The organism is Nocardia anaemiae NBRC 100462 (assembly GCF_001612725.1).
Classification (GTDB): Bacteria; Actinomycetota; Actinomycetes; order Mycobacteriales; family Mycobacteriaceae; genus Nocardia; species Nocardia anaemiae.
In genome coordinates this window covers 57,405-79,042 of the sequence record NZ_BDAZ01000063.1, presented here as the reverse complement: position 1 = coordinate 79,042, position 21,638 = coordinate 57,405, and the positions used below count along the sequence as shown (strand labels likewise).

At 64.6% G+C, this 21,638-nt stretch carries 21 protein-coding genes; 11 read left to right on the top strand and 10 right to left on the bottom strand.

The annotated features are described in order from the left end of the window. Window positions 1-55: 55 nt before the first annotated feature. The 5 genes from NA5_RS30975 to NA5_RS30955 form a co-directional block, all read right to left on the bottom strand. Window positions 56-280 (bottom strand): hypothetical protein, encoded by a 225-nt coding sequence (locus tag NA5_RS30975; RefSeq protein ID WP_062992432.1) that lies wholly within the window; start codon window positions 278-280, stop codon window positions 56-58. Window positions 281-409: 129 nt separating this feature from the next. Then, window positions 410-1,804, bottom strand: coding sequence for a cellulase family glycosylhydrolase (locus tag NA5_RS30970; RefSeq protein ID WP_245672478.1), 1,395 nt, complete (start codon window positions 1,802-1,804; stop codon window positions 410-412). A 695-nt stretch (window positions 1,805-2,499) separates the two neighbouring features. Beyond that, on the bottom strand, window positions 2,500-3,180 hold the full coding sequence (locus NA5_RS30965) for a GntR family transcriptional regulator (protein WP_062992428.1): 681 nt from the start codon (window positions 3,178-3,180) through the stop codon (window positions 2,500-2,502). Next, complete coding sequence (locus tag NA5_RS30960; protein ID WP_062992425.1) at window positions 3,167-3,898, bottom strand: maleate cis-trans isomerase family protein; 732 nt, start codon at window positions 3,896-3,898, stop codon at window positions 3,167-3,169. The genes NA5_RS30965 and NA5_RS30960 overlap by 14 nt, the downstream gene beginning before the upstream one ends. A 10-nt stretch (window positions 3,899-3,908) precedes the next feature. Beyond that, window positions 3,909-4,649, bottom strand: a complete 741-nt coding sequence (locus tag NA5_RS30955) for a maleate cis-trans isomerase family protein (protein WP_062992423.1) — start codon at window positions 4,647-4,649, stop codon at window positions 3,909-3,911. An 85-nt stretch (window positions 4,650-4,734) separates the two neighbouring features. Between NA5_RS30955 and NA5_RS30950 the strand changes: the two genes are divergently transcribed. The 3 genes from NA5_RS30950 (at window position 4,735) to NA5_RS40810 (ending at window position 8,021) form a co-directional block, all read left to right on the top strand. Further along, a complete protein-coding gene (locus tag NA5_RS30950) occupies window positions 4,735-5,700 on the top strand; it encodes a D-2-hydroxyacid dehydrogenase (RefSeq protein ID WP_062992421.1) in 966 nt (321 codons plus the stop codon). Window positions 5,701-5,789: 89 nt separating this feature from the next. Then, window positions 5,790-7,181 (top strand): amidase, encoded by a 1,392-nt coding sequence (locus NA5_RS30945; RefSeq protein ID WP_084484551.1) that lies wholly within the window; start codon window positions 5,790-5,792, stop codon window positions 7,179-7,181. Window positions 7,182-7,784: 603 nt separating this feature from the next. Beyond that, a complete protein-coding gene (locus tag NA5_RS40810; protein WP_157110728.1) occupies window positions 7,785-8,021 on the top strand; it encodes a hypothetical protein in 237 nt (78 codons plus the stop codon). Between the two features lie 511 nt (window positions 8,022-8,532). On the opposite strand, the gene NA5_RS30935 is transcribed toward NA5_RS40810, so the two are convergent. Both NA5_RS30935 and NA5_RS30930 read right to left on the bottom strand, forming a co-directional pair. Continuing rightward, on the bottom strand, window positions 8,533-9,027 hold the full coding sequence (locus NA5_RS30935; protein WP_062992417.1) for a DUF3830 family protein: 495 nt from the start codon (window positions 9,025-9,027) through the stop codon (window positions 8,533-8,535). Window positions 9,028-9,043: 16 nt separating this feature from the next. Continuing rightward, the gene (locus NA5_RS30930; RefSeq protein ID WP_062992415.1) at window positions 9,044-10,291 is read right to left on the bottom strand and encodes an aspartate aminotransferase family protein; all 1,248 of its coding nucleotides are present in this window, start codon (window positions 10,289-10,291) and stop codon (window positions 9,044-9,046) included. A 123-nt stretch (window positions 10,292-10,414) separates the two neighbouring features. Here NA5_RS30930 and NA5_RS30925 point away from each other — a divergent pair, with 123 nt between their 5' ends. The 7 genes from NA5_RS30925 (at window position 10,415) to NA5_RS30895 (ending at window position 16,876) form a co-directional block, all read left to right on the top strand. Then, window positions 10,415-11,887, top strand: a complete 1,473-nt coding sequence (locus tag NA5_RS30925; RefSeq protein WP_174555290.1) for an NAD-dependent succinate-semialdehyde dehydrogenase — start codon at window positions 10,415-10,417, stop codon at window positions 11,885-11,887. Further along, on the top strand, window positions 11,884-12,966 hold the full coding sequence (locus tag NA5_RS30920) for a tartrate dehydrogenase (protein ID WP_062992413.1): 1,083 nt from the start codon (window positions 11,884-11,886) through the stop codon (window positions 12,964-12,966). Before NA5_RS30925 ends, NA5_RS30920 begins: the two co-directional genes overlap by 4 nt. Before the next feature lie 98 nt (window positions 12,967-13,064). Next, window positions 13,065-13,946 carry an ectoine/hydroxyectoine ABC transporter substrate-binding protein EhuB gene (ehuB, locus tag NA5_RS30915; RefSeq protein ID WP_169811389.1) on the top strand — a complete coding sequence of 294 codons (882 nt, stop codon included), beginning with the start codon at window positions 13,065-13,067 and terminating at the stop codon, window positions 13,944-13,946. 4 nt (window positions 13,947-13,950) lie between these two features. Then, the gene (locus tag NA5_RS30910; RefSeq protein ID WP_062992409.1) at window positions 13,951-14,676 is read left to right on the top strand and encodes an amino acid ABC transporter permease; all 726 of its coding nucleotides are present in this window, start codon (window positions 13,951-13,953) and stop codon (window positions 14,674-14,676) included. Further along, window positions 14,676-15,344 carry an ectoine/hydroxyectoine ABC transporter permease subunit EhuD gene (gene ehuD / locus NA5_RS30905; RefSeq protein ID WP_062992408.1) on the top strand — a complete coding sequence of 223 codons (669 nt, stop codon included), beginning with the start codon at window positions 14,676-14,678 and terminating at the stop codon, window positions 15,342-15,344. The genes NA5_RS30910 and ehuD overlap by 1 nt, the downstream gene beginning before the upstream one ends. 4 nt (window positions 15,345-15,348) lie before the next feature. Beyond that, window positions 15,349-16,113 carry an ectoine/hydroxyectoine ABC transporter ATP-binding protein EhuA gene (gene ehuA, locus NA5_RS30900; protein WP_062992480.1) on the top strand — a complete coding sequence of 255 codons (765 nt, stop codon included), beginning with the start codon at window positions 15,349-15,351 and terminating at the stop codon, window positions 16,111-16,113. A gap of 25 nt (window positions 16,114-16,138) precedes the next feature. Next, window positions 16,139-16,876, top strand: a complete 738-nt coding sequence (locus NA5_RS30895; protein ID WP_062992406.1) for a glutamine amidotransferase — start codon at window positions 16,139-16,141, stop codon at window positions 16,874-16,876. A 6-nt stretch (window positions 16,877-16,882) separates the two neighbouring features. Here the strand turns inward: NA5_RS30895 and NA5_RS30890 are convergent, their stop codons facing one another. The 3 genes from NA5_RS30890 to NA5_RS30880 all read right to left on the bottom strand — a co-directional run bounded on the left by NA5_RS30890 (window position 16,883) and on the right by NA5_RS30880 (window position 20,504). Next, window positions 16,883-17,773: an MHYT domain-containing protein gene (locus tag NA5_RS30890; protein ID WP_063813699.1), complete on the bottom strand. Its 891-nt coding sequence runs from the start codon at window positions 17,771-17,773 to the stop codon at window positions 16,883-16,885. A 419-nt stretch (window positions 17,774-18,192) separates the two neighbouring features. Further along, the gene (locus NA5_RS30885) at window positions 18,193-19,023 is read right to left on the bottom strand and encodes a helix-turn-helix domain-containing protein (RefSeq protein ID WP_062992404.1); all 831 of its coding nucleotides are present in this window, start codon (window positions 19,021-19,023) and stop codon (window positions 18,193-18,195) included. 344 nt (window positions 19,024-19,367) lie between these two features. Further along, window positions 19,368-20,504, bottom strand: coding sequence for an epoxide hydrolase family protein (locus NA5_RS30880; protein WP_062992402.1), 1,137 nt, complete (start codon window positions 20,502-20,504; stop codon window positions 19,368-19,370). 183 nt (window positions 20,505-20,687) lie between these two features. Here NA5_RS30880 and NA5_RS30875 point away from each other — a divergent pair, with 183 nt between their 5' ends. After that, complete coding sequence (locus tag NA5_RS30875) at window positions 20,688-21,458, top strand: hypothetical protein (protein ID WP_062992400.1); 771 nt, start codon at window positions 20,688-20,690, stop codon at window positions 21,456-21,458. The last annotated feature ends 180 nt before the right edge of the window (window positions 21,459-21,638 follow it).

Below are 21,638 nucleotides of genomic sequence, written 5' to 3'. Positions count from 1 at the left end.
GCCAAGTTAGTCGATTACGCCGATGGTCCGGCGGGCCGAGCGCATCATGTGCCGCTCATGTCGGGGTCGACTCGGCGCAGGGCGGAGCCAACCATTCACTCTCGCGGTGCTCGGCTGGCATCGCGGCCAGCCCATGTGTCGCCTCTGCGACTGCTTCGCCGCTGTACCCGAGCATGGCCAGCACACCGCCGCGTTGGACGGCACCGAATCCGGTACTCCACCAATACATCGACGCACGAGGTTCTACGCCGTCGGCCGCTTCGGCCGCTGCTTCGGCCATGGCCAGCGCGCGCTGTACGTCGCGCTTCTCGCCGTGGGCGGCCAGCAGTTCAGCTCGTCGATTGATCGCCTGGACTGCCCGAGTTCGTCCGGACCAGTCGGTAGGAACTTCAGGTGGCGTCGGTGCCGATCACCGTCGCGTGACAGTCACCTGCACGGTGTCCTGGCCGGGGGTGGTGGTGAGTTGGAGTAGCCGGGCGTCGGGTGACGATACGACCTCGGCGCCCTGGACTTCGACCCGGTAGCCGTTGGGGTAGTTGCTCGGCGGCAGATACACCTCGGTGCGGGCGCCTGGTGGGAACGGTTGGCCGGAATCGGCTCGGCGGGAACTGTATTGGAGGGTGAACGTCCCGGTCGCGCCGTCGTAGTGCCACTGTTGCGGGGTGCCTGCGATCGCTCCGGGATATGGCCGGACAAGGGCCGGGTCCATCAGGTTCGGGCCGGTCGGCGGCTCCTGGGGGTGACCAGGGGTCTGGTTTTGCGCTTGGGACCAGAAAAGCCAGGAAGCCATGTTGTCGTCGTATGTGTCGGCGAGACGCGTCAGCCTCGTCGCATCCTTGGTCGCGCCGAACTCGGTCACCAGCCCGACAACTCCGTCAGCGGCGGCGCGATCCAATCCGTTGCTGATGCAGGTGTCGACCGGACCGACGCAGTAGTCGTGAAAGCTCAAACCCGTGTTCGGATCGCCGGTGGGATTCGGCATCCAGTCCGGCGTACCCAAGTCGTTGGTTACGGAAGGTTCGTAGAACAACAGGTGTTTCTGGTCGACTCGGCGTATAGCGTTCATCGCTTTGGCTTCCAACGGTGCGAGCACATCGCTCTCGAACCGGGGGCAGCCCTGCGGAAAGCAGGTCGGGTAATCCCATCCGGGCCACGGCTCATTGATCAGGTCGTAGCCCAGCACGTACGGCTCGTCGGCGAACCGTTGCGCGACATGCTCCCACATGGCGGCATAGTGGTCCTGTAATCCGATGCCATCGGGGGCAGCCCGGTTGTGCCAGAAGTTCGCCCATGTTTGGTTTTGCGCGGGGCTCGTAAAGTAGACCAATGGAAAGCCGGGGTCGGGCTGCAACGGGAACCCGTCGGTGATCGTTGCCCAGCCGGGGAACCCGCTCCAACTCGCGCCCACCGATTCGTTGAACGCGTCTTGGTGGGAATCGACCAGGCTGTAGATGTTGTACCGGGCGAGCAACTGCTGGGTCTGCTCGAGCTGCGCGATGTAGTTGTCGTCGTATACGCCGGGCTGCGGCTCGACCGCGTTCCATGCGAATCCCAGCCGCACCGCATTGAAACCGTTGTCGGCCAGGAACTGGGCGTCGTTCTCGCCGAAACCTCCCGCTGCCGGGAAGTACGGCGGGTACTTGTAGACCAAGTTCACGCCGTGCAAGGTGACCACCCGGCCCTGGTCGTCGGTGAGCCAGCGGCCCGCGTGCCCCAGCTCGGGAGCCGTCGGTGTCGCCGCGGCCGGTGTGGTCAGTCCCAGCAGCAACACGACCAACCCGAGACACCGCACTGTCGAGGACATGATGGTCAACGCGCAAACCTTTCGACGAGTATGCGCCGACGACACTTCTACGGCGCTGACGACTGCGGTGGATCAATCCGTACGACGAGATGGTGGAGACCACGGCTCTGATGTGGAAATGCTATATATCGCTGGCCCGATTCGGTCACGACACTCCGCCACACATCGGAGGAGGACAGCCGGGCCCGGCCCGCGAAGCTACGGTGGCAGTAGGTGGTCGCTCGATTCGTCAACCAACCGGACGCGTTCCATTGGCTTATCGAGTCCTCGGCGACGGGAACCGGAACGCCAGCCTCGTCGATGGTTAAGTGCCGCAATGCATTTGAGCGGCGCTTACGGAGTTGTGGCTAGCCACTCTTGGGAGTACGCGGTTCAACCCAGTTGATAGCGTGAATCTGCCGGTCGGACAGACTGCTTCGGCGTACGCGACCAGGAGGTGGTAGCCGCCATTGACTTGGGTCTGGCCAGGCCTGAATTCTCGGGGGCATGCGTTTCGATGTACGCATGCGAATACCACCTCCTTCGCGCACCATAAGCGAGCCGCCAAGAGGTTGATGCATCCGTGCATCGGAAACGGTTGTGCCGCATGGTCTCTGGTCGTCGAGTTCGCCAGTCAGCTGGTGCCGACGAGCTGGTCGAATCCGGTGCTGGCGGGGTTTGATCGACTGATCGCGAGCCGAGATCGACGCGGCGGGTCAGGTCGCCTGCGCGCCGATGCTGTACTGACGGTGCAGGCGCTGGACGGCGTCGTCCATGTGCTCGACCAGCAGCGTGCGCGCCCGGCGCGCCGGTCCCGATCCGATCGCGTCGCGCAGTTCGACGTGCTCGCGGGCCTGCTCGCGCAAGTCGGGATACGTTGTTTGCAACGCCCCCAAGCACATTCGGGTTTCGATCAGCAGGGTGCGGGCCGCTCGGACCAGGCGGGGGCTGCCCGCGCTGTCGACCAGCGCCTCGTGGAAGGCTTGGTCGGCGTCGGAAACGCCTGCGGCGTCGCCGTTTTCGGCGCACGCGCACATGGCGGTGACGCTGGGCTCCAGGGCCGCGTGGGCGATCTCGCGACGGCCGTCGAGGATGAGGGCAAGGGCGCCGCCTTCGATGGCGGTTCTGGCGCGGTAGATGTCGGTGACGTCGTCGATGGTCAGTTCGATGACGAAGATGCCGCGGTTGCGGATGCTGTACAGCAGGCCCTCGGTGAGCAGGCGCTGCAGTGCCTCGCGGACCGGGCCGCGAGATACCCCGAATCGGGTGGCGAGGTCGGCTTCACCGAGTTGGGCGCCGGGGGCGAGGTTGCCACGCATGATCGCATCGCGGAGCCGGTCGGCGATCATTTCCGCCGTCGACTGCCGGTTCACCGGCTCGAAATCAACGACCGACATGGATATGCCTTTCCGAGAAGAGAGAGCCGAGCACAGCGGATGCCACCGCGGTGCCGGTGAGCCGCAGGCCCTCCCAGATGGTGACCTGATTGGCCGTCAACACGATCTTGCCCAGGCGCGCCTCGAGTTCCGGCAGCACCCCGAGGGTGTGCATGGCGGTATCCGGGATCAGCAGCGCCTGTGCGTCGGGATGGTCATTCGCGCCCGCCAGTTCGCGCACCTGTGTGGCAGTCAAGGTGCCGACCTCCGCGGCGGTATCGATACCCGCGCTGGAGAAGGCGACCACCTCGATTCCGGCATCGGCCAGGAACTCCACGAACAGCTGCGCGACATCGTCGGGGTAGCTCGCGGCGACCGCGACACGGCGCACGTCGAGCGCCTGTGCGGCGGCGACGAAGGCCAGACTGGTGCTCGAGGCGGGTACTCCGGCAGCGGAGGCAAGCGCGCGAACCTGTTCGCGCGCACCCTGCGGTCCGTATACGAAACTCCCTGAGGTGCAGGCCCAGACGACGGCACCGGGCTGCTCGGGTGCGAGCAATGCGGCACCGTGGCGCAGCTTGTCCGGGCTGCCCAGATCGAGCAGTTCCGGAATGGCGTGCAGATCGGTGCCGTAGATGTGCGCCACCGGCAACCGCACGCCGAGCAGCGACGCGGCGAGTGGGTAGTCGTCTTCGGCCGCGTGGTCCGGGTAGATGAAACCGACGGTGGGTGCCTGCATGTTCTTCCAATCAGAAAACGTTGAGTAGCCACTTTCCCGGACCCGTCATCGGCAGCTTCATCCGGCCCAGGCAGGCCCACATAGTGAGTTGATTCGCGGTGAGGACGGGTTTGCCGAGCGCCTGTTCGAGCGGCTCGATGACGTCGTAGGTGGGCAGGTTGGTACAGCTGACGAAGATGGCCTGGGCGCGCGGATCGTCCGCGCCGACAATGCGTTCGGCGATGGTGCGGTAGTTGACCTTCCAGATGCCGCCGCCCAAACCGAGGTGGTCCGAACGGATTACGGTGCAGCCCGCCTCGGCGAGGAAGTCGTGCAGTTTGTGGGTGAGGATTTCGTCGTAGGGGGTGAGCACCGAGACTCTGCTGATATCCAGGTGCCGGATCGCCTCCACGAGCGCACCGGAGGTGGTGACGGCGTCCAACGCACCGGCCCGGCAGATGGTGTCGCGCAGTGACTTCTCATAGGCAAGGCCCCTGATGAAACTGCCCGAAGTGCACAGGTAGGCAACGACTTCCGGCTCGACGTGCATGACATCGCGGGTCGCGGCGGTCAGATGTACCGGATTGGAGACCAGCTCGGCCATCGCCATCGAAACCGGCACCGGTTCATACGGCGTGCGGGCCAGGTGCAGGCTGACATCCAGCGGCGCCCAGCGCCAGAGTTCGCGTTCGAGCGCGAGGTCGAACGGTGCGATGATCCCGATCCCCCGTTGTGCTACGGGCCCTTCGATATCGGGAAAGCCGAGTTCCAATGCGGCCCCTCTCGCGCTCAGCCGTTAGACCTCCGAGAACGATCGGATTGTTGACAATCATACGATGCGATTTTAGTGTGTCAATGTGGAACAGGGCCCGATTGTCACCGTCCTGCACAGTGACAGTGTGCCCGAGGCGGACCTCATGGCCCCAGTGGCCGATCGAGCCGAAGTACGGTACACGGAAGCGCCCGGACTCGCCGACGCACTGCGCGGCGCCGACGCGCTATTCGTCTACGACTTCCTCACTCGCGCGGTCCCCGGCGCCTGGCATGCGGCCGATCGTTTGCGCTGGCTGCATATGGGTTCCACCGGAGTGGATCCGGTGATGTTCCCCGAACTGCGGGAAAGCGAGGTCGTGGTCACCAATACACGTGGCGTATTCGATACGGCCATCGCGGAATACGTCTTGGGTCAGATTCTCGGCTTTGCCAAGGATCTGTCCGGATCGCTGCGCTTGCAGCAGCGGCACGAATGGCGGCACCGTGAATCCGAACGCATTTCGGGCGCCACCGTCCTGATAGTCGGAACCGGCTCGATCGGTCGCGCCGTCGCGCGTCTATTGCGCGCCGCCGGAATGAACGTGCGCGCGGTGGGCCGCCGCGCGCGTGCCACCGACCCGGATTTCGGCACCGTGAGCACCGACCTGCACGCTGAACTTCCCATTGCCGATTACGTCGTCGCGGTGGCGCCGCTGACGCCGCAGACCCGGGAAATGTTCGATGCCAAGGCATTCGCCGCGATGAAACCACATGCCAGGTTTGTCAATGTCGGGCGTGGGGAACTCGTTGTGACCGACGACCTTCTCGCCGCACTCAGCACCGGATCGATATCCGGGGCGGCACTCGATGTGGTGGATCCGGAACCGCTACCGGCGCGGCATCCGCTGTGGGATCTCCCGAATGTGCTTATCACTCCGCACAATTCGGGTGATTTCAGCGGCTGGCGAACCGAGGTCGTCACGGCGTTCACCCGCAATTTCGATAATTGGATCGCCGGCCGGACTTTGGACAACGTGGTCGATAAAGAGCTGGGGTACGTGCCCGGCTGAAGGAGCCCTGCCATGAGCGAACGAAGTGAGCGAATCATGAGCCAGCGCGCCGTGCGCATGCCGGAGCCGAGCGTCAGCGAGGCGCAGGCATGAGCTACCCGGACAGCAATACTCAACCGGCCGGGATGACCGCCGTCGAATTGGTCTCGGCCTATGCGGCCGGAACCCTTTCGCCGGTCGAGGCGACCGAGGCGATTCTGGAAGCCATCGCGGCGCGCGACGGTGCGGTGAACGCCTACTGTCTGGTCGATCCGGATCGTGCACTGGTACAAGCCAAAGATTCGGAGGCGCGCTGGAATTCGGGCTATGCGCGCGGACTGCTCGACGGTGTGCCGATCTCGATCAAGGACATCTTCCTGACCGAGGGCTGGCCGACTCGGCGCGGCAGCACCTCGGTCGATCCGAGCGGTCCCTGGCAGGTCGACAGCCCGGTCGCGGCCCGGCTGCGCGAGGACGGCATGGTGTTCCTCGGGAAGACGACAACGCCCGAAATCGCTTGGAAGGCAGTCACCGACAGCCCGCTGACCGGCATCACCCGCAACCCGGCCGATCCCTCGACAACCTCGGGCGGCTCCTCCGGCGGCAGCGCGGCGGCGGTGGCGGCCGGGATGGGCCCGGTATCGGTCGGCACGGACGGCGGTGGGAGCATTCGCATTCCGGCCGCGTTCTGCGGCATCGTCGGTTTCAAGCCGACGCACGGTCGGGTGCCGCTGTATCCGGCGAGCCCGTTCGGTCCGCTGGCGCACGCCGGGCCGATGACCAGGACCGTCGAGGATGCCGCGCTGCTCATGGACATTCTGTCGCTGCCCGATCCGCGCGATCCGACCGAGCTGCCGCCCACGGTGACGACCTTCCGCGGCCAGATGTCGCGCGAGGTGCGCGGACTCACCGTCGCCTACTCGCCGACGCTCGGTTATGCGAAGGTCGATCCGGAGGTCGCCGCGATCGTGGACGCCGCGGTGCGGCGGCTGGCCGATGCCGAGCTACGGGTCATCGCGACCGATCCGGGCTTCGAAGACCCGCGCGAGGCATTCGAAGTGCTGTGGGCCGCCGGTGCGGCCACCATGTTGGCGAAATTCCCGGACGGTGCGCGTGAGAAGGTGGACCAGGGACTGCGCGCGGTCTGGGAGCGCGGCGAAACCGTAAGTGCCGTCGACTATCTCGATGCCCGAGCGGTTGCTGCCCAGCTCGGCATCACGATGGGCGCCTTCCACACCACGTATGACGTGCTGATCACCCCGACGATGCCGATCACCGCATTCGAGGCGGGACACGACGTCCCGCCGGGCAGCGGACTCGACAGTTGGCCGCAGTGGACACCGTTCACCTATCCGTTCAATATGACCCAGCAGCCCGCGATCAGCATCCCCGCGGGCAAAACCGCCGCGGGACTGCCGGTCGGACTGCAGATCATCGGACCGCGCCACTCCGATGATCTGGTCCTCGCGGTCGCCCGCTATGCCGAATACGTCCTGGGCTAGGCGCGGGCGAATGCCAACGGTGGGATGCGGTACGTCACGCCATGTGGACGGTTCTGGTTCCCGGGTACCAGGCCCTCGGCCGCGGCCTGGTACCCGCAGTGACACCCGAGAAGCCAGCAGAAGGCCGGGCGGCACACTGGCGAGCTGCCGTCGATACGAGAGTGGTCGTGGGCGCCATCGAGAATGCGGCAGGTTCGGGCTATCGTGTTGAACGCGAGCCGATCCGGTCCGATGGCTGGAATCTGATCGAGAAATCGGGTGCGACTGCGCGCTGCGGAAGTCTGGACCGGCTCGAGGGGTGGGTCAGCCGTCGGAATCCGAATCCACCGCATCGGCTGATGTGGCGGAGAACGCTCTGCCACAACGGATTCCGGTTGCATCCGGGCACATTCCGGCTGTTCCGGCGAGGTCTCTGCCGGTCGAGCTGATGTCTCGGTTCGTCACCGCCGTGACCGGGTGGGCCGCGGGACCGCCGATACGAAATCAATCGAGCCGCCGAACGGCAGCGCAAGGTGGCTGCCCGGTGGAGGTAGCTCTGCTATCTCGGCCAGAGCAGCGCGCGTGTCATTGCGCAGGGCACGCCACCCCTGTAACGTCCACCGCATGCAGGCTGAGGGGGTTCAAATTGCGCGGGGCAAGATTTGGCGCTGGAACAGGAAGCGCGCAACTGGGGTCATCGAGTCCGTGGCTGGTGATCACATTTGGTTCGGCTTGGATTCTCTGCGGGGAAGAAATTTCGACGAAATCAATATTGGAGATATCGTCGACGTCGAATATGAGTTCGCCCAGCAGGATTCGCACGACCGGCGTGCTGTACTTATAACCTGGGTCGAAAACTAGACAGAATCTTTAACGTGGGGGCAACAAGTTAATAAGCTGATATTGCTGTTGATCTCAGCAGCGACTTCCCTATCGACTTTTGCGGGATCTGCTGCTGCGGAACCAAATCCAGCAAACCTCGAATTTACGACGAACTCACCGTACAAAGAGTATCAGAACAACGTCGCTCGGTTTACTGGGCAGATAGACTACGGCACGAACATATTCGCTTGGGCTCTGAAGCTCACGCCAGCCACTCAGAAGGTTGTCTACGGTTCGATGAACTGTCGCACCACGATAAACGGCATTTCAGGGTATTCGGACAATCATTACGACATTACACCCGACTACCTCCTTCACTCGAGTGTTCAAATTGACAAAGGGCACTGGTATGGCCTGCGGAGCAGGTGTGATTTCAAGGTCTTGACCGACACCGGAATGCAGCCTGGTAATGTCGAGACGGCCGTGGATTTGTCGCAAGATAGAGCAGCTGACGTAAATCACTCCAGCTGTCAAATAAAAGCTGCTCTGGCTAGGCGCGGGCGAATGCCAAGGTTTCGCCTTGGACGCCGTGCAGCCAGAGGGTGTTGCAGGCGGCCGCGATATCGGTGAGGCCCGATTCGATGGTGGCGAAGACATTGCCGGGCACCCAGCCCATATCACCATTGATGAGTAAGTTGTTGCGGCCGTAGAACAAAGCGAGGTCGGTGGCGCCCTGCTCGTGGTGCGCCGCCGTACCCGGCTCGTAGCCGTAGGCCGGGTTGCCGATCTCCCACGCTTCGAAATCGAACAGGCACACATCACCCGGAATCGGGGTGACCGTCGGGTTCTCCCGATGCGGTGCCGCCGCGATCCGGGGCAGCAGGGTGTACACCTCATTGCGGGCGTACTTGGCGTGGAATGCGTCGCCCTCCTGCGGCAGCGCATCCCACACCGCCGCACAGGTTTGTGGTGCTTCCGCGTCGAGCAGTCGGGCTCGGCAGGTCACGCCCGCCTTGGTCAGAGTGATCGAGATGTAGCGGCCCATCGGTTCTGCCTCCTGGTCACGCGGGGAGTTCGGCGAGCACGGTCGACCAGATCGCGAGCGCGTCGTCGATCTGGGTATCGGTCACGATCAGCGGCGGGATCATCCGCACCACATTCATATACGCACCGCAGGTGAGCAGCAGCAGGCCCTTCTCGACCGCGAGCCGCTGGGCCGCGACGGCCGTCGCGGTATCGGGTTCGCCGGTGGGCGTGGTGAATTCGGCGCCGCAGAGCAGTCCGAGGCCGCGCACATCGCCGATCGCTTTGCTGGCGCTGTCGCGCAGTCCGGTGAGCAGTTGAGCGCCGCGCGCGGCGGCGTTGTCCACCAACCCCTCCGATTGGATCACCTCGAGTGTCGCGATCGCCGCCGCACAGGCCACCGCATTGCCGCCGTAGGTGCCGCCCTGTGAGCCCGGCCATGCCTTGGCCATCAGCTCGCGCGGCGCCGCGATGCCGGACAGCGGGAAACCACTGGCAAGGCCCTTCGCGATGGTGATGACATCGGGGCGGACGTCGAAGTGCTGATGTCCGAAGAACTTTCCGGTTCGGCCGAAGCCGGTTTGGATCTCGTCGAAGATGAGCAGGATGCCGTGCCGGTCCGCGCGTTCGCGCAGCCCGCGGAAGAACGCGGCGTTGCCGGGGATGTAGCCGCCCTCGCCGAGCATCGGTTCGACCACGAATGCGGCGGTCTCGGCCGGGGAGGTGACGGTGGCGAAGAGGTAGTCGAGTTCGCGCAGTGCGAAGGCGGTGGCCTCGGCCTCGGTCCAGCCATAGCGGAAGGCGGTGGGGAACGGCGCCACGTGCACCCCGGACATCAGTGGACTGAACCCGGCGGAGAACCGGGTGCCCGAGGTCGTCATGGTTGCCGCCGCGACGGTGCGACCGTGGAATCCGCCTTGGAAGACAACGATATTCGGCCGTCCGGTGGCCTGGCGGGCCAGGCGCAGCGCGGCCTCGACGGCCTCACTGCCGGAGTTGGCGAAGAACAGCGTGTCCAGACCTTCGGGCAGCACGGTGCCGAGTCGCTCGGTGAGTTCGAGCAGCGGCCGATGCATGACGGTGGTGTATTGACCGTGGATAAGGCTGGCGACCTGGGCCTGGGCCGCCGCGACCACGTGCGGGTGGCAGTGGCCGGTGCTGGTGACGCCGATGCCCGCGGTGAAGTCGAGATAGCGGCGCCCGTCGGTGCCGTAGAGGTAGCAGCCCGACCCGTGGTCGACGATGACCGGGGTGGCCTGCTTGAGAACGGGGGATAGCTCGGTCATGATCCGCCTCCCGGGGCGCATATCCGCTGATTGTCTATTGTCGGATTGTTGACAATATGCATAACATGGGCACGGGGTTCGCGGCAATGGCCGAAGGCCGCGTCGGGAATGAAAGGAGCCCCCATGCTCACCGAAACCGCCCTGAGCGCAGCCGAACGCGCCGCGATCGACACCGTCCCGACCGGACTGTTCATCGACGGCGGATGGCGCGCAACAGCCGCCACGCTGCGGGTCACCGATCCGGCGACAGGTCAGCTGCTGTGCCAGGTGGCCGATGCCGACTCGGCCGACGGGCTGGATGCCTTGGCCGCGGCCGCCCGAGCGCAGGCGGATTGGGCGCGAACGACGCCTCGACAGCGCAGCGACATCCTCATGGACGCGCACCGCGCGCTGCTCGCCGATACCGAACGACTCGCGCTGATCATGACGCTGGAAATGGGCAAGCCATTGGCCGAGGCCCGCGGTGAAATCGCTTATGCGGCAGAGTTTTTCCGGTGGTTCGCCGAAGAGGCCGTTCGTCTGGACGGCGGATATATGCCTGCCCCCGCGGGGGGTTCGCGATTTCTGGTGACCAGACAGCCGGTCGGTCCGAGCCTGCTCATCACGCCGTGGAACTTCCCGATGGCCATGGGTACCCGCAAGATCGGTCCGGCACTGGCCGCCGGATGCACCTGCGTTGTGAAACCCGCTGAGCAGACCCCACTTTCGATGCTGGCGCTGGCCGACATTCTGGATCGGGTCGGTGTTCCGGCCGGTGTGGTCAATGTGATCACGACATCCGATCCGGGGGCGGTGATGACGCCGATGATTCTGGACAATCGCTCGCGCAAACTGTCGTTCACCGGTTCGACCGCCGTCGGGAAGTTGCTGCTCGAGCAGTGCGCGCGGACCGTGATGCGCACCTCGATGGAGCTCGGCGGCAATGCGCCGTTCATCGTATTCGACGACGCGGATCTCGATGACGCGGTCGAGGGGGCGCTGGCGGCGAAGATGCGCAATATCGGGCAGGCGTGTACCGCCGCGAACCGAATCTTTGTGCAGCGCGGCGTTGTCGACGAATTCGCGACTCGACTGGCCGATCGGCTGGCGGCGCTGCCGATGGGGCGCGGGACCGAGCCGGGAGTGGTCGTCGGTCCGCTGATCGACGCCGATGCGGTGGCGAAGGTGACGAGTCTGGTCGCCGATGCGGTCCGTCGCGGAGCCACCGTGCGCACCGGCGGTGCGGCATTGGATGGTCTCGGAAACTTCTATCCCGCAACGGTATTGACCGATGTACCCGATGACGCCGAGATGTGCCACACCGAAATCTTCGGACCGGTCGCGGCGATCGCCGCCTTCGATACCGAGGCCGAGGTCGTCGCGCGCGCGAATAACACGCCATACGGATTGGTGGGCTATGTATTCACCGAAAATCTGCGGCGCGGACTGCGGATCTGTGAGGCGCTGGAAACCGGCATGGTCGGTCTGAATCAGGGGGTAGTCTCCAATCCCGCCGCACCGTTCGGCGGCGTGAAAGAATCCGGGCTCGGCCGTGAGGGTGGACTCACCGGCATAGACGAATTCCTGGAGACCAAATACATCGGAGTGCGAATATGAGCAACTACCGGATAGCCACCATTCCCGGTGACGGCATCGGTGTCGATGTCACCGCCGAGGCCGTCGCGGTACTCGACGCGGTACTGCCCGGCATCGAATGGACCGAATTCGACTGGTCCTGTGAGAATTATCTGCGCACCGGAGCGATGATGCCCGCCGACGCACCCGGTCAACTCGCCGGATTCGACGCGATCCTGCTCGGTGCGGTCGGTTTTCCCGGTGTGCCCGATCATATTTCGCTGTGGGGATTGCTGATTCCGCTGCGCCGTGCCTTCGGCCAGTACGTGAATCTGCGCCCGGTCCGCCTGCTGCCCGGCACCGAATCCGCCTTGCGCGACCGCACCGCCGAAGACCTGGACATCCTGATCGTGCGGGAGAATTCCGAGGGCGAATACTCCGCGATCGGCGGCATGCACCATCCGGGCCGCACCGACGAATTCGTCCGGCAGGAATCGATCTTCACCAGGGTCGGCTGCGAACGGATCATCCGCTACGCCTTCGAACGGGCGCTGGAACGCGACGGACGCCTGTGCTCGGCAACCAAATCGAACGGACTGCTGCACTCGATGCCGTACTGGGACAGTATCTTCGAGCGCATTTCCTCGGAGTATCCGCAGGTGCAGACCCGGCAACTGCATGTCGACGCGCTGGCCGCAGAAATCGTGCTGCATCCGGATCGGCTCGATGTGATCGTCGGATCGAATCTCTTCGGTGACATCCTGTCCGACCTCGCCGCCGCGGTGACCGGTGGCCTCGGCCTGGCACCATCGGGCAATATCAATCCCGAGCGCACGGCGCCATCGATGTTCGAGGCGGTACACGGCAGCGCACCCGATCTCGCCGGACAGGGCATCGCGAATCCGGTCGCACAGATTCTCGCCGGAGCAATGCTGTTGGAGCATTTGGGCGAACACGGCGCCGCCGTGGCCGTCGATCGAGCGGTCTGTGATGTCCTGCGCGAAGGTCGAATTCGCACACCCGATCTCGGCGGCACGGCGACGACCAGCGAGCTCGGCAGTGCCATCGCGCGCCGCGCGGCCGAATTGGTCGAGACCGGTTCGGTATTCGCGCAACCATAGCTCCGCGTCGTCATGTGACCGCAAAGAATTCGACAGGGCGATCGCAAAGTTCATCCGCGACCATGGGTCGACTCGTGTGTCTGCGGAAGGACGGGGTCATGAAGTTCGAATTCAAAGGTGCGCGATTGCGGCGCGCCATGGCCGCAGCGGTGGCCGCGGCCAGCCTCGTGGTGGTAGCGGGCTGTGGATTGGGCGGCGACGATGCGGCGGCGGTGACCTACGAGGATGCGAAATCCTCGGGCAAGATCAAGGTCGGCTTCGCCAATGAGGCGCCGTGGGCATTCCTCGGTGCGGACGGCCAGTTGACCGGATATGCCCCGACCGTCGCCCGCGCGGTATTGAAGCGACTCGGCATCAATGAAATCGAAGGCGTGGTCACCGATTTCGACGGACTGATCGACGGCGTTCGAGCGAAGAACTACGCATTCGTCGCGGCGGGCATGTTCATCAATCCGAAGCGTTGTGAGAGTTCCGCATTCGCCACTCCCGACTACCAGGTCGGCTCGGCATTCCTTGTGCCGGAAGGCAATCCACGCAATATCAACCGTTTCGAGGACATCACCCGGGAGAACGTCCGTATCGCCACATTGGGCGGCGCGGTCGAAAACGGCTACGCGCAATCCTCGGGCGTACCATCCCAACTCATCGAGCCGATGGCCAAACAGGACGACATCCTGCGCGCGGTGCGCAACAAGGACGTCTACGGCGCCGCAATGCTCGATGTCACCGCCGCATGGTTGGTGAAGAACAATCCGGACGCAAAACTGACGGTCGGTCCGTCCTTCCGCTTCGGCACTAAGCCGGACGTCGGCACCTTCAACTTCCGCATCGGCGACGACAAGTTCCGCGAGGACTTCAACCGCGAACTGCGCGCACTGCACGAAAGCGGTGAATGGTTGAAGCTGGTTGAGCCGTTCGGCCTGACCAAGGCCAACGAGGCGGATCCGGCGGCCACCGCCGAGCAGTACTGCGCGGCTTGACCTCGTGTCGTCGCATTTCTCGACCTACCTCGAGCGGGTACTCCAGGGTCTGCCCTTCACGCTGTGGGCGGCGGTCGGCGGTATCGCGCTGACCGCCGTGCTGTCCTTCGTCGCCGGGATCGCCATGCTGTCGCCGTATCTGCCGGTGCGGTTCGTCACCCGGATCTATGTGGAGGGGTTCCGGGGCAGCTCGGAAGTCGTGCAGCTGTTCTTCTTCGCGGTGGCGATACCGATCTTCTTCGGGGTATCGCTCGGTGCGACGGCGAAGGGGCTGTTGGTCATCGGCATCATTGTGCTCGGCCTCAACCATGGTGCCTACGGCGCCGAAATCGTCAGGGGCGCGATCGGATCGGTGCCGCAGTCGCAGATCGAAGCCGCGATCGCACTGAATCTGTCACCGGCGCAACGCATGTGGCGGGTGGTGCTGCCGCAGGCCGTGGTGGAGATGCTGCCGTCGTTCAACAATCTGTTCATCCAACTCGTGAAAGCCACCGCGCTGCTGAGCTTTATCGCGGTCCCGGAGGTTTTCAAGAAGGCCGATGAACTGCGCGCGGTGCCCGCGTTCTCTCGCGAACTCGGTCTCATCTACGCGATCCAGCTGGTCGTGTACCTGCTCATCGCGGTGATGATCACGGTGATCATGCGGGTGCTGGAGCTGTTGGCCGCCCGGCGGGTCGGGCGGCGGCCGAAGCGATCGAGCATTCGACTCTCGGCACATGTGGGGGTCTGATGGAGAAATGGCGGTGGGACCGCTTCTTCGACGCCTTTCCCTTCATCTGGGACGGGCTGCTCGTCACGATCCAGTACACCCTGCTCGGATCGTTGGTCGCGTATGTGCTCGGTCTGGTCTTCGCGGTGATCCGGCGGCTGCGGATTCCGGTGGTCGATCAGCTGTTGTGGGCATTCATCGAGTTCATCCGCAGCACACCGCTTCTGGTGCAGATATTCTTTCTCTACTGGGTGGTGCGTCCGGATCTGCTCGGCGGATTTTCCATCGACACCCAACGGTTGGTCGTCGGTGTGACCGCACTCGGCGTGCACTATGCCTGCTATACCTCGGAGGTATTCCGCGCGGGCATCGACGCGGTGCCCGCCGCCCAATGGGAGGCGGCAACGGCGCTGAATCTGCCGCGCACACGCACCTGGGTCGATGTGATTCTGCCGCAGGCGGTGCCGCGGGTGCTGCCAGCGCTCGGCAATTACACGATCGCCATGTTCAAAGAGGTGCCGCTGCTGTCCTCGATCGTCATCCTCGACATGGTCTATCAGGTCAAAACCGAATACGCGGCCGATACCGGCGGCGCGGGACCCGAAGCCTGGTTCGCGGCCGGTCTGACCTTCCTCGCGCTGAGCTATCCGTGCTCGATCCTGGTACGAAAGTTGGAACGACGTGTCTGAACCGATGATCCGGTTCACCGGTGTGGAAAAGCGCTACGGCGCCACGGTGTGCCTGGATGAACTCGATTTCGCCATTGCACCAGGCGAATTCGTCACTTTGATCGGGCCGTCCGGCTCCGGCAAGACCACGATTCTGCGTCTGCTCATGGGACTGGAACGGATCGACGCGGGCACCATCGAGGTCGGCGGCGAGTTGCTCAGCCATCAGCGGCGCGGCGACAAATTGGTGCCCGCCGGTCCGGCGCACCTGCGTCGGATGCGACGCAAAATCGGCATGGTCTTCCAGCAGTTCAATCTGTTCCCGAATATGACCGTGCTGCGCAATGTCACCGAAGGCCCGATCCGCGGACTCGGCCAATCCAAGGATGCCGCCGAGGAGCGGGCGCGAAAGCTGCTCGAACTGGTCGGGCTCACCGACAAAATCGACGCCCGCCCGGCACATCTGTCCGGCGGCCAGCAGCAGCGAGTCGCCATTGCCAGGGCGCTGGCTATGGAACCGGAAGTGCTGCTGCTCGACGAGGTGACCTCGGCGCTCGACCCCGAGCTGGTGACCGGGGTACTGCATCTGCTGGCGGATATCGCGGCCGATACCGAGATCACGTTTCTCTGCGTGACGCACGAAATGCAATTCGCCCGCAAGGTCTCCGATCGGGTGATGATGTTCGACGCCGGACGGGTGCTCGAGGACGGTGATCCGGACAGGATCTTCACCGATCCCCGGCACGATCGGACTCGGGAATTCTTGAAGGCGGTCTTGGATGAAAACTGACCGCCGATCTTCCACAATCTGAAGCATGACCAAGCCGTGTCTAGTCCTGCAGTTGCGGCCGGAGCGACCCGCCGCGGATGACGAATACCGCGCCGTCCTGCGCATGGCCGAGCTCGATGTGCGTGACACGGTCCGGGTGCAGATGGACCAGGAATTCCCGGATATCGACCTCGACGATTACTCGGCGGTCATCGTCGGTGGCGGACCGAGCAATGTCAGCAGTCCGGACCCCGAGAAATACGGATACCAGCGGACATTCGAACCCAAGCTCAAGAAGCTGATGACCGAGATCGTCGACCGGGATTTCCCGTATCTGGGCGCATGCTACGGATTGGGCATCCTCGCGGACGTGCTCGGCGGCGAAGTGAGTGTTCGGCAATATAGTGAGCCGGTCGGCGCGCAGACCATCGATCTGACCGAGCACGGCCGCGCGGACGCACTGCTAGCGGGACTGCCACGAACTTTCCGGGCCTTCGTCGGCCATAAGGAAGCCTGTCAGGAGGTGCCGCCGGGTGCGGTGTTGCTGGCCGGATCGGCCGATTGCCCGGTGCAGATGATTCGCGTCGGTCGGCACGTGTACGCGACCCAATTCCATCCCGAGTTGGACAGCGACGGACTGGAGTTGCGGATCGAGGTTTACCGGCACGCGGGCTATTTCGAACCGGATGAGGCCGAGGACCTGATCGAGCTCGGTCATCGGGAATCGATCACGGTGCCCAGCGTCATTCTGAGCCGATTCATCGCGCGGTATTGCCGCGAGTAGGACCGACTACCGATCGGAGTCGAGGCGATGGCGCTTTCGGTGTTCGGACTCCGAGCTGCTACGCAGCCCCCAGCTGGGGGATTCGTGGCGCACGTCGGAGATCACCGGCCAGGATCCGGTCGTCGTCGACAATGTTTCGCGCGGTTCGCGCCGGGCGGGCAGCGGTTCGCGGGTGCTGCGTTCATCGATCTCGGCGAGTCCGACAACCACCATCAGCATCATGATGACCATCGTGACGGTCACGATCAGCGGTGTCACCAGTTGCAGCGGATCGATGCCGCCGCTGTCGACCTGGTGGTCGGAATGGCTGGCATGCATCGAGGTCATCCCGACGTAGTGCATTCCGCATACCGCGACACCCATGATCAGCGCGGCGCCGATGGTGGCGAACAGACCGCGCACGTGCAGCATGAACCACAGTGCCGCGGTGGCCGCGACCACCGCGATCACCACCGATACGGCAACCGTTTTGCGGTCGTAGTCGACGTGGGCGTTGGTTTTCATCGCGTACATGCCCAGGTAGTGCATGGCGGCCACGCCGATTCCGGTGATCGCGCCGCCGATCGGCAACGCCACGAATTCGTTTCGACCGCGCACGACGATCGATAGCCCGATCCAGACGACCACGATCGCGATGACCGCGCTGAGCAGCGTTATCGGCACGTCGTAGCGAATGGTGGCGCCGTGGATGGAGAAGCCGAGCATGGCGGTGAAATGCATGACCCAGATGCCCGCGCCGCCAAGGGAGACGGCGGCGGTGGCGAGCCACCCGCTTGGCCACTCGGAGGACCGAGCGTGCACCACACAACGGAGCGCGAGCGCGGATCCGATAAAGGACACCAGGTAGGCCATAACCGGGGTCAACCAGCCATGGCTGAAATGATCGAGTTCTAGCATGTGTACTCCGCGTTCACCAGTTGTGCCGTGGCCGAATGCCGAGCAGTAGGGGCGCCCCGCTATCGATCGGCGGCGACCAGCTACCTGTTGAGCGCAACGGCAGTAAACCAATGAACATCGGGTGGAACCTCACGATCTGTGGAAATTTACACTGGCATTTCCACCAGGCGCTGACAATAGCCAGGTCGGTCGCTCATGGCCAGCTCGGGTTCAAGATTCACAGCTAATGCGTAGTTCCTGCCGAGCCGCGGCGGAGCAATCGGCCAGCGTTCAGTTCTGAAGCCGGACTCGCCGCGTCGGGGCGTGGGCGGTGGCACCGCCTCGTTGTTGTCGAGCAACACCAGCTGCACCTGCTCGCTGGTCAGGCGCAGCCAGGCCGCGATCTCATGCGTGGTGAACCTGCCGAGGACCGGTCCGGACTACTGATCACCGAGTTTCCGCAGCGCCTGTTCAGATGCTGAGCCCGGCTCGGCGGCGAACAGGTCCAGGCCGCAGCACGACGGTGCGTCGGGGAGTGCGATGAGTTCGCCGTGCAGCGTCAGCTCGCCGACGAGCGGGTGGTGCAGCGTGTACGTCCGGGCGCGGACCTGCTCGACCGGGTGCTCGGCCCACAGTCGTGCGAAGTCCGGGTTCAGCTCTCGCATGTGGTCGATGTGGGCGACGAGCTCGGAGTGTCCGCGATAGCGTCCGAGCAGAACGCGCAGATGCGCCACATGTGCGAGCGCCGCCTGATCCCAACCCCGTCCGAGTAGTTCGCGCAGGTGCGGCTCGCTGAACAGGAGATGTGAGAGGGTGCGGCGGCCTTGCGGGAGTGCGGAGAAGTCGCCGAACACCGCGACGGCGAGCTGGTTCCACCCGATGATCTGGGTGTGGCGACCGACCACCAGTGCCGGTGTCATCACGAACGAATCCAGCAGATACCGCAGACCCACAGGCATATCCGTCGAGGGTGTTTCTTGTGCGCACGGTTGCGGACGCCGCGCGATCCGCTGCAGATATGCCGATTCGTCGGTGTCCAAGCGCAGCGCCGCGCTGATGGCTCGGAGGACCTCATCCGAAACGCTGTCGGTCTTGCCCTGCTCCAGACGCGTGTAGTGGGCGATGCTCACCCCCGCCACCTGAGCCAGCTCCTCCCGCCGCAGGCCCGTGACTCGGCGCACTCCGCCGTGGTCGCGCAGCCCGACGTCCTGCGGGCGCAGGCGGGCTCGGCGCGATTTGAGGAACCCACTGAGCTCGGTCCGGTCGTCCACTCGACAACCCTACGCCCAGCGTCTGAGTCCTTGCCGCCGTGGCCAATTGAGTGATCACGCCGTGAGTACGCAGCACAGGTCTGGTTGCATGGCCGCGGTGGCTCCACGCTGTCGCGCGATCAAAGCGTCTTGGCCATCTCGTCCATCATCGGTGAGTCGGGAAACGGCTGGTCTTGCCCGATCACTCACCAGCCCCGGGACTCGTATGCGCTTCTGGCTGGATTGCCGACTCGGACAAGTAGATAGGCCAACGGCTCCGGGCGCCCGGATAGCAATGCATCATGGATGATTCGTGCGTATCCGTGTCCCTGATAGTCGGGGTAAACGGCGAACGTGGCCGGAGTTCAGCCGACTTTGGCGAAGAACCGGCGGATGTCGCCGACGAGCAGTTCGGGTGCCTCGTGCGCGGCGAAGTGGCCTGCGGCATCGTTCGGACCGCCGATCGCCGAGCCTGCGTCGTAGGAGTTCCAGCTGACGATGTTGCTGTGGTCACGCTCGGCGAACCGGCGGATCGACTGGAAATCGCCCTTGAACATGGCAAGTGCGGTGGGGGTCGTGGTCGAGCCGGTCGGGCGGTCGGTGCTGTGCGCCTCCTCGTAGTAGAACCGGACCGAGGAGGCCGCGGTGCCGGTCAGCCAGTAGAGGGCAACGTTGCCGATGACGAAATCGGCGTCCAGACTCTCACCGAAAAGCTGTGCGTTCCACCCCAGCAAGCCAATCGGCGAATCGGAGAGCGCGTAGGCCAGCGTCTGCGGCTGCTGGCTGCACAGGATGTTGAAGGCCATCTTGTTGTCCTGGAACCACTTCAGGTGTTCGAGCGCCGCCAGATCCTCCGGCGAGAGGTCGACGAACTCGGCCGGATCGCCGGACGGGAACGAAAACAGCTGTGTCACATGGACACCCACTACCCGGTCCGGCGCCAGGCGACCGATCTCCGGGGAGACCATCGAGCCGCCGTCATTGCCGATCGCACCGAAGCGCTGGTAACCGAGCCGATCCATCAGCTCGATCCAGGCCTTGGCGACGCGCCGCATGGTCCAGCCGGTGCTGTGCGTCGGGCCGGAGAAGCCCATGCCGGGCAGCGCCGGAATCACCAGGTGGAAGGCGGGATCCTCAGCAGACTCCGGCGCGGTCAGCGACTCGATGACGTCGAGGAACTCGAGCACCGAGCCGGGCCAACCGTGGGTGAGGACCACCGGCAGCGCGTCCGCGCGAGCTGACCGGATGTGCAGAAAATAGATGTTCTCGCCATCGATCTCAGTGGTGAACTGCGGGTAGGCGTTCAGCTTCGCCTCGAGCGCCCGCCAGTCGAAGGTCTCCAGCCAGTACTGTGCCAGGCCGCGCACCCGATCCTCGGGCACCCCATAGGAGTCGCCGACGCCGGGCAGTTCGCTCGGCCACAGGGAGCGGCGCAGACGGTCGGCCAGATCGTCGAGCTTGGTCTGCGGAATGTCGACCTGGAAGGGCTTGATGGTGCTCATGGCGAATCTCCTTGGAAACGGAATGCTTCGTTCTGTTTGAAGCGTAACAGAACGGATCATTCCGTTTCAAGTCCTGGAGTCATACTCCGGTCAATCATGGCGGCGATCGTCGACCGACTGACTTCGGCGGACGCATCATCGAAGCCGAATGGTCACCGGCGCAGCCACTTTTAGACTGGCGACGTGTTTCGGCTGATCTTGTTGGTGCCGTTGGCCTGCTGGTTACTCGCGGCGCGCGCGCCCCGCACCCGGTGGCGCGTGGGTGCGGTGTTGGCGGTGCTGACCGTGGCCGAGCTGGGTGTGGCGTTCGGGGGCTGGCGAGTGCGCCACTATCAGCACAGTCTCGAGGTGCTGATGATCGCCGCCGGTGTCGTGGTGCTGCTGGCGGGACTGATCTGGGATTGGGCCGATACCGACGGTGGCGGGGTGCGGCAGTGGATCGGCCGGGTCCTCGGCGGGCTGTACGGCGTAATGGCCCTGTTCGTGCTGCTGTTCTTCGTGCTGGGCGACCTCGGCGTCTTCGCGATCGCCCCAGCCTACGGAGGCAAGGCCGTCGCGACCCCCGACGCCGAACTGCTGCTACCCCTGCCCGCTGGCCTAACGGTCGTCGACGACACGACCAGCTGCGAGGACTCCGACTCGGGCCCCTCCTGCCACCGCACCCTCGCCGTCGCCGCCGCCGACGGCACGCCCGATGATCAGGTGGCCGGGCGCGTGCTCGCTCATCTGGGTGATTCCGGCGGCTGGACATTCGGTTCCGCGGGCGAGGAAAGGCTCGCCGACTGGAGCGGCACCCGCTGGCGCGCCTGCCGCACCGCGGGCTGGTGGCTGGATCGCCAGAACGAGCACGTCTCGGTCTTCGCCTTCACACCCGGCATACCGTACAACCGATTCGCCCCGGCACGGGCGGCCGTCACCGTTGAATTCGGGTTCTCCCACCAGGTCTGCGAATAGCGCGGGCGGACTAGCCCGGCCCGCGGCGATCGGACGGATCCGCGCGACAGCCGATGCCGTTGGGAGCAAACTCCGGTTCATCTCCGCGGCCCGTCGCGCTCACAGCGGCAGGCCACCAAATCTGTTGGCGGTTCGGCGCATTCCGCCGCTGTCACGCAGCCCGACGTCCTGCGGCGCAGG